Source organism: Ruegeria sp. AK11 (assembly GCF_056541095.1).
Genome location: NZ_JBQFXU010000017.1, coordinates 26,201 through 33,069, shown reverse-complemented (window position 1 = coordinate 33,069; position 6,869 = coordinate 26,201). Strand labels below are relative to the sequence as shown.

7 protein-coding genes are annotated in these 6,869 nt (G+C 58.3%); 1 reads left to right on the top strand and 6 read right to left on the bottom strand.

Annotation, left to right across the window (positions count from 1 at the left end):
* Nucleotides 1-144 precede the first annotated feature (144 nt).
* Entirely contained in the window at nt 145-507 is a 363-nt protein-coding gene (locus tag ACR0D9_RS19905; protein ID WP_480540008.1) for a cupin domain-containing protein, read from the top strand.
* A 32-nt stretch (nt 508-539) separates the two neighbouring features.
* On the opposite strand, the gene ACR0D9_RS19900 is transcribed toward ACR0D9_RS19905, so the two are convergent.
* The 6 genes from ACR0D9_RS19900 to ACR0D9_RS19875 all read right to left on the bottom strand — a co-directional run bounded on the left by ACR0D9_RS19900 (nt 540) and on the right by ACR0D9_RS19875 (nt 6,814).
* The gene (locus tag ACR0D9_RS19900) at nt 540-1,472 is read right to left on the bottom strand and encodes a hypothetical protein (RefSeq protein ID WP_480540006.1); all 933 of its coding nucleotides are present in this window, start codon (nt 1,470-1,472) and stop codon (nt 540-542) included.
* 7 nt (nt 1,473-1,479) lie between these two features.
* Nucleotides 1,480-2,793: a TRAP transporter large permease gene (locus ACR0D9_RS19895; RefSeq protein ID WP_480489259.1), complete on the bottom strand. Its 1,314-nt coding sequence runs from the start codon at nt 2,791-2,793 to the stop codon at nt 1,480-1,482.
* A 4-nt stretch (nt 2,794-2,797) separates the two neighbouring features.
* Nucleotides 2,798-3,331, bottom strand: a complete 534-nt coding sequence (locus ACR0D9_RS19890) for a TRAP transporter small permease (RefSeq protein ID WP_209508234.1) — start codon at nt 3,329-3,331, stop codon at nt 2,798-2,800.
* 70 nt (nt 3,332-3,401) lie between these two features.
* Complete coding sequence (locus tag ACR0D9_RS19885) at nt 3,402-4,379, bottom strand: TRAP transporter substrate-binding protein (RefSeq protein WP_480489255.1); 978 nt, start codon at nt 4,377-4,379, stop codon at nt 3,402-3,404.
* A gap of 54 nt (nt 4,380-4,433) precedes the next feature.
* Entirely contained in the window at nt 4,434-5,684 is a 1,251-nt protein-coding gene (locus ACR0D9_RS19880; protein ID WP_480540004.1) for an NAD(P)/FAD-dependent oxidoreductase, read from the bottom strand.
* Entirely contained in the window at nt 5,681-6,814 is a 1,134-nt protein-coding gene (locus ACR0D9_RS19875; RefSeq protein ID WP_480540002.1) for an enolase C-terminal domain-like protein, read from the bottom strand. The genes ACR0D9_RS19880 and ACR0D9_RS19875 overlap by 4 nt, the downstream gene beginning before the upstream one ends.
* Between the last annotated feature and the right edge of the window lie 55 nt (nt 6,815-6,869).

Here is a 6,869-nt window from a genome sequence, read left to right as displayed (position 1 = left end):
TGTTGCGGCAAAACGCTCCGGCCACCCGTCCCATAATCGCCCTCAGCGAAGGCAACGACCCCCGCATCACAAAAGGGGCCATCAACGCGCATCAGGAGGGTCGTGCTGTTTTGAAATACACGCTCAGCAGGAAGGTATGATGTCATGACACCCCAGGTCCTCAATCTCTTCGGTGCGCCCGCAACACGCAGCGAACGGCGCCTGGCCGATCTTCCGGACCGCGTTGTCGAAGGCGATCCGCATCACCAGATCGGGGTGCATTTTACCAGTCCGGATGGCACGTTGTCGGCGGGCACATGGACCTCGACGCCCGGAAAATGGCATGCGTTCACGGACAAGGACGAATATTGCTATATTGTCAAAGGCCATTGCGCTTTGATCCACGAAGACGGCACCCGTCAGGATTTTCGCGACGGGGCGAGTTTTCTGATCCCGAATGGGTTTCGCGGCTATTGGGAAGTCATCGAGGAAACGACGAAGCACTTTGTGATCCGGGATTGCACCTAAGACCCACTAGGTGATCTGAAGCGCAGAAGCCGTTACGCGGGAAGGTGGTTCTTGCTGTAAAGGCGTCGCATGATCATGGGCGTCAGGTACATCGGGATCTGATAAGCGCCGATGAATGCCATGATCGGGGTGGTGACATCAGGTGGCAGAGCGACAAAGAAAATGGCGATGTTCCGGTTTCCCGCGATGATCGATATCGCGGTCGATTTGTCTGCGGGCAGCCGGTTTCGGCTCAGGTAAAATGCAACGGCTTGCGCCCCGAAATTGGCCAGACAGGCGAGCGCGATCCAGAAGGCTGCAATGGCTGGGTTGTTCAGGGCCGTGGCGCTGACCGATGGCATCAGCCCGATGACGAAGACGGCCAGGGTGAGCGTTCCCAACCCTTCGAGGTTCAGCAGCGTCGCGGGTGAAGGTGCGCGCAGAACTGTGCGCCGTATGACGATGGCGGCACCGGTTGCAGTTACGATGGTCAGCAGCAAGTGCAACCCGGCCCGCAAGACAGATTGAATATCCCCCAGTTCAGGCATGAGCAGAAATACCGGCAACGCGGTCAGCGGCAACAGGGCCGTACCCACAACCATCAGCCGCATCGCGTGTTCAGGCGGATGACCCATCATCAGGCACATATTTGGACTGCCTGAAATGGACGGGGCCGCCGCCATGATCAGCAGGGACAAAAGGACAGGCGTTCCAGCCCATCCGCCCGCGAACCCGATGGCCAGCACGATCAGCGGCATCACGAATTGAAACCCGATGACCGTGAATGCAACCTTCTGCAGATCACTCAGCGACCCGAGAATGGTTTCAGGGTTCATCCTGAGGACTGTGACGAACAGCAACAACACGACCAGTGGCGGCAGCAGGTTTCGCATCGGCTCGGCCAGAGACGGGAGCAGAAGGCCAGCCGCCAGCCCGGCGATCAGAACATGAGGGCCATGGCGCGCCGCCAGATGAAGCGGGTTCAAGGCCGTTCTACCCGCCCGGGCTTTGGCGCAGATTTTCCGGCAGCCATGTCGCCAGATCCGGGAACCAGATGAGGATGAAAACCATCAATACCATGATCAGGAACATCGGGATCGCGGCGCGTGCGATATAGCTCATCTCGTGGTTTGTCATGCCCTGCATCACGAACAGGTTGAACCCGATTGGCGGTGTGATTTGCGCCATCTCGACAACAACCACGATGAAGATGCCGAACCAGATCAGGTCGATCCCGGCGTCACGGATCATCGGTTCAACCACGGCCATGGTGAGCACGACCGAGGATATCCCGTCCAGAAAGCATCCCAGAATGATGTAGAAAACCAGCAACACCATCAGCAGCTCGAACCGAGTCAGGTCCCATCCTGCGATCAGGTCGGCCAGTCCGCGCGGCAGGCCGGTGAACCCCATCGACAGCGACAAAAAGGCCGCCCCCGCAAGGATCAGGGCGATCATCGCGCTGGTGCGCGTGGCCCCCATCAGGCTTTCGGTAAAGGTCTTCCAAGTCAGCGACCCTTGACCGGCGGCCAGCAAAAGCCCCCCGATCACGCCGAAAGCCGCGGCTTCGGTCGCGGTGGCATAGCCCAGATACATCGAGCCGATGACAACTGTGATCAGCAGGATCACAGGCAGCAGAAAGCGTGAGTTTTTGACTTTCTCGGAAAAGCTCAGCTTGCTTTCGTCGTTTGGGTTCCAGTCCTTTCCCAGCTTGGAATACAGCGCGACATAGCCCATGAACATCGCCGCAAGAACAAGACCGGGGAGGATACCGGCAAAGAACAGCTTGGTGATCGATTCATTGATCGTCACCCCGTACACAATCAGGGTCAGCGAGGGCGGGATCATCAGCCCCAACGTCGCGGCACCGGTCAACGTGCCGATGATCATCCGTTCGGGGTAATTGCGTTTGCGCAACTCGGGGATCGACATCTTTCCGACGGTCGTCAGGGTTGCCGCCGATGACCCCGAGACAGCGGCAAAGACAGTACATCCAACGATATTCGTATGCACCAGACCACCGGGCAGGGGGGCCATCCAGGGCGACAGTCCCTTGAACATGTCCTCGGACAATCGCGTTCGGTACAGGATCTCGCCCATCCAGATGAACATCGGCAGGGCGGTCAGGGTCCACGAGGACGATGCCGACCAGATGGTCGTGATCATGACGTCACCCACGGGGCGTGTCGTGAACAGCTCCATCCCGACCCAGGCAACCCCCATCAGGGCCAGTCCGACCCACACACCGGTGCCCAACAGGGTAAAAAGCACAAAGAGGAAGAGGATGATAACGGCCAGGTTTTCCATGCGCTTACTCTCCGTGACTCTGATCGGCCAGATCGCGGATGATGCGATGTTCACCGCGGAACAGGACATGGATCAGATGATCCGTCAGGGCGATGGCAAGGATCACGGCACCGATCAGCATCGCCGATTGAGGGATCCAAAGGGCGGTTCTATCCTGCCCCTGGCTGACATCGTTGAATTTCCAGCTCCAGTAGACAAAGCGATAGGCATACCAACAGAAATACCACATAACAGCCGTGCCAATGGCAAAACACCAAACCTCAAGAACGCGCCGCACCCCGTCCGGCACTGCGTTCAGCAGGATCGATACACGGATGTGACTGCCCCGGTTCAGCGCGTTGGCAAAAGCCAGAAAAGAGGCGGCAGCCATCGCATAACCGGCATAGTCCGGTGCGCCGGGAAACACTTCGCCGGTCCAGCGGGCCAGCATCTGCACCACGATCAGCAGCAATATGGCAATCAGGCTGAGCGCCGCCAGAACCCCTGCCGCCAGATAAATGAAATCCAATACGGACCGAAGCCCTCGCAAAACCGCCATGCCGTCCCCGCTGTGTTCTGATTGGATGTGAAACGGGCGGCAGGATATGCCACCGCCCGCTCCGAGAGGATTACTGCGACGAATTGAAGGCGTCGACGATGGCCTTGCCTTCGTCCCCAGCGGCCTCCAGCCACTCATTGGTCATGGTCACGCCAATCTCTTTCAATTCCTGCACCATCTGATCCGATGCCGGGCCGACGGTCATGCCGCCATCCCGCAGGCCTTGCAACGTAAAGCCGGTGTATTCCTTGGCGCGCCAGTTCCCGGCATATTCCGCCAGTTCCGCACAGCCTTTGATGACGTTCTTGTTGGCATCGGACACACCAGACCAGACGTCGGAATTGACCATCACGTAGTTGCGCGGCAGCCAGGCGTCGACCTCGTAGAAATAGTTCAGGCTTTCCCAAACCTTGCGGTCATATCCGGTCGAACCCGACGATATCATTGAATCCGCGACCCCGGTTGCAAAAGCCTGGCTGATTTCAGCCGCTTCGATGGTGACCGGCAGCATCCCGGTCAACTCGGCCAGCCGCGAAGTGGCGTTGTTGTACGAGCGGAACTTGATACCCTTCATCTCGGCGACCGAGTTCACCTCGTTTTTGAAATAAAGACCCTGCGGCGGCCACGGCACTGCATAAAGCAGTGTCAGGTTTTGTTCAGCCAGCAGGCCTTCGATCGAAGGTTTGGCCGCTTCCCAAAGCTTGGCGCTGTCGTCGAATGAAGTTGCAAGAAACGGGATGGAATCAAACCCGAACAATGCGTTTTCGTTCTGATGTCCGGACAGCAACCGCTCACCGATCGGGGCTTGTCCGGTCTGGATCGCGCGTTTGATGTCGGCGCCCTTGAACAGCGATCCGGACGGGTGCGTGACGATTTCGATCTCACCACCGGTGCCGGTGGTGACGCATTTGGCAAATTCTGCACCCGTGGCCGAGTGGAAGTTTGATGCCGAATAGGCCATCGGCATGTCCCATTTTTCGGCCATGGCGGGTGCAGCAGCGGTGGCAGTCAGCGCAGTTGCCGCCAGAAGGTTCGTCAGTTTCTTCATCATTCTTCTCCCTGTTGAATTTGGAAACACCGGCGTTTTTCACCGGTTTGTTTGTTATTTTGCGTATCGTGACGGCGCGTAGACGCTCATGTCGACATTTGGCGTTCTGCCCGCAATCATCTGCGCCAGAAGGCGCCCGGTTTTTGGCCCGCCTGTCAGGCCGATATGGTGATGCCCAAAGCCCATATAGGCCCCTTTGATACCGGGCACATCGCCAATGACCGGGATCGAGTCAGCCGGGGCGGGCCTGTGCCCCATCCATTCCACTTCCTCCTTCCATGTCACGCCCGGGAACGCCACCCGGGCATTTTTGCGCATCAACTCGAATGGTGCGCGCGAGGGCGGCGCATCCAGCCCTCCGAACTCGACAATGCCCGCCAGGCGAATGCGCCCATCCATCGGTGTCGCAACGAACTTGCCCGAGACAACCATAACCGGGCTGCGCGGCATCGCGGAAGGCTCTACCAATTCAAGATGATAACCACGTTCGCTTTCAAGAGGAACAAAAACTCCCAAGCGCTTTGCCAATGGGCCCGACCAGATCCCGGCCGTCACGACGGCTGCGTCACAAGCAATTGTCTCGCCACCGGCCCGAACACCGGTGACATGTCCGTTTTCCCGAACCACATCTTCGACATTTGCGCGTATGAAGCGACCGCCGTTCGCCTCAACATGCGCGGCAAGGTCTTTCACGTACCGGCCGGGGTCGGTGATGTGGCCATGATCCGAAAGCCGGGCGGCAAATCCGATGCCCTGACTGTAAACCGGGTCATATTCATGGAAGGCGTGACCTTCCAATTCGTCCCACTGAAACCCGTTCCTGCGCCGGATATCCCAACCAAAGGCATCTTCCTCAAAATGTGCGCGATCCCTGTAAAGAAACAGGTAATCTGAAGGAACCAGCCACTTTTCCGCCCCCGTTCCGGCCGCCAGCGCCTTGTGATCATTCAGACTGTCGCCAACGATGGATGTCAGTGCTGCGGCGATCCTCTCGACGTCGGCGGCGTTTGCATGTCTGAGGTATTTCCAAAGCCACGGAAGAAGCTTTGGTAAATACCCCCATTTCAGGAACAACGGTTGCGAGGGGCTCATCAGCATCTTCGGTGCTTTTCCCAACAATCCGGGGACTGTTACCGGTACGATCGAACATGAGGCCAATACCCCGCCATTCCCGTGCGAGGTACCTTCGGCAGGGCCTGCCTTGTCGATCAGGATCACATTGTGACCATCCCGCTGCAGCCAAACCGCAGTCGAAACGCCGACAATTCCGGCCCCTATGATGGCTATGGTTTTCTTTTCCGTCATTCTGTCACCGCCTTGGCAACCGCATAATGATTCAGTTTGGTCAGATCGGGTCTTCCGCCAAGTCCGGGGCCTTGAGGCACGCAAACCTGACCGTCCTTGACCTGAAATGGCTGCTCCAGAATGTCCTCTTTCAGGAAATAGGACGCCTGATAAAACTCACAGCCCAGAGAGATTTCCGGTGTCGCGGCAATCATGTGCGTGCCCGCCAAATGGGCCAGGCCAGCCTCGAACATGTCACCTCCATAGGCCGTCAGGCCATGGGCCGCAGCGATGCGCGCAACCGTCTGCCCGCGGGTCGGGCCGCCTGACTTCATGATCTTCACCGAAACCCCGTCGCAGATCCCTTCGCGTGCCGCGCGCTCCATGTCTTCGGGGCCAAAGACGCTTTCGTCGGCCAGAAGGGGAACATCCGTCATCTGCCGCAGCTTTGCCATCATGCCAAACTGATGGGCGCGGACAGGTTGTTCAATGAAATCCGGTTTGAACTGAGCGACGTCCCGCACCTGCGATGGCGCATCATCAATGCTGAGCCCTTGATTATAGTCCACGCGGACCGAGAGCTCCGGGTAGTTCTGGGCAAGGTACTCCAGCCGCATGATGTCGAAGGCGTGATCCTTGAACCCGGTCTTGAGTTTGACAATCCGAACACCATCCTCACGCAGGCGTGCCAATAGTTCGATGTCCTGGGCAAAGTCGGGATTTGCGATGGAACAACTCAGCGGAATGCTGTCGCGGAAGCGACCACCCAACAAGGACCAGACCGGAACACCGCTGATCCGGCCTGCCAAATCCAACAGCGCGGTTTCCAGCGCGGCCTTGGCTTCGGTGCAATGTGCCACGGCGTAAGCCGCACGTGCCATGATGGCGGCCCGATCCCCAACGCATGCCCCAAGAACGTGAGGGCGCAGATAACGGTCCAGCGCGGCAAAACTCGCTTCGGGTGTTCCGGTGAATACCGACCAGGGCGACGCCTCGCCATACCCTTGGGTGCCATCCTCGGATGTCAGGCGCAGGATGACGACTTCGCAAACGCCTTCAACCGATCCGATGCCGTGATCCCGGCGGGATGTGACCGGAAGTTCAAGATGCCACAGGTCATAACCGATGATTTTCTGTGCCAGATTGCTCATTTCGCCCCCTGTCGATGGGGAAAGCCTGCCTTGACCGGACTATCATTTCAAATAC

What these genes read in the sequence shown, in the direction of transcription:
- ACR0D9_RS19905 (WP_480540008.1), top strand. Translation starts at nt 145, where the DNA reads ATGACACCCCAGGTCCTCAATCTCTTCGGTGCGCCCGCAACACGCAGC.
- ACR0D9_RS19895 (WP_480489259.1), bottom strand. Translation starts at nt 2,793, where the DNA reads ATGGAAAACCTGGCCGTTATCATCCTCTTCCTCTTTGTGCTTTTTACC.
- ACR0D9_RS19890 (WP_209508234.1), bottom strand. Translation starts at nt 3,331, where the DNA reads ATGGCGGTTTTGCGAGGGCTTCGGTCCGTATTGGATTTCATTTATCTG.
- ACR0D9_RS19885 (WP_480489255.1), bottom strand. Translation starts at nt 4,379, where the DNA reads ATGAAGAAACTGACGAACCTTCTGGCGGCAACTGCGCTGACTGCCACC.
- ACR0D9_RS19880 (WP_480540004.1), bottom strand. Translation starts at nt 5,684, where the DNA reads ATGACGGAAAAGAAAACCATAGCCATCATAGGGGCCGGAATTGTCGGC.
- ACR0D9_RS19875 (WP_480540002.1), bottom strand. Translation starts at nt 6,814, where the DNA reads ATGAGCAATCTGGCACAGAAAATCATCGGTTATGACCTGTGGCATCTT.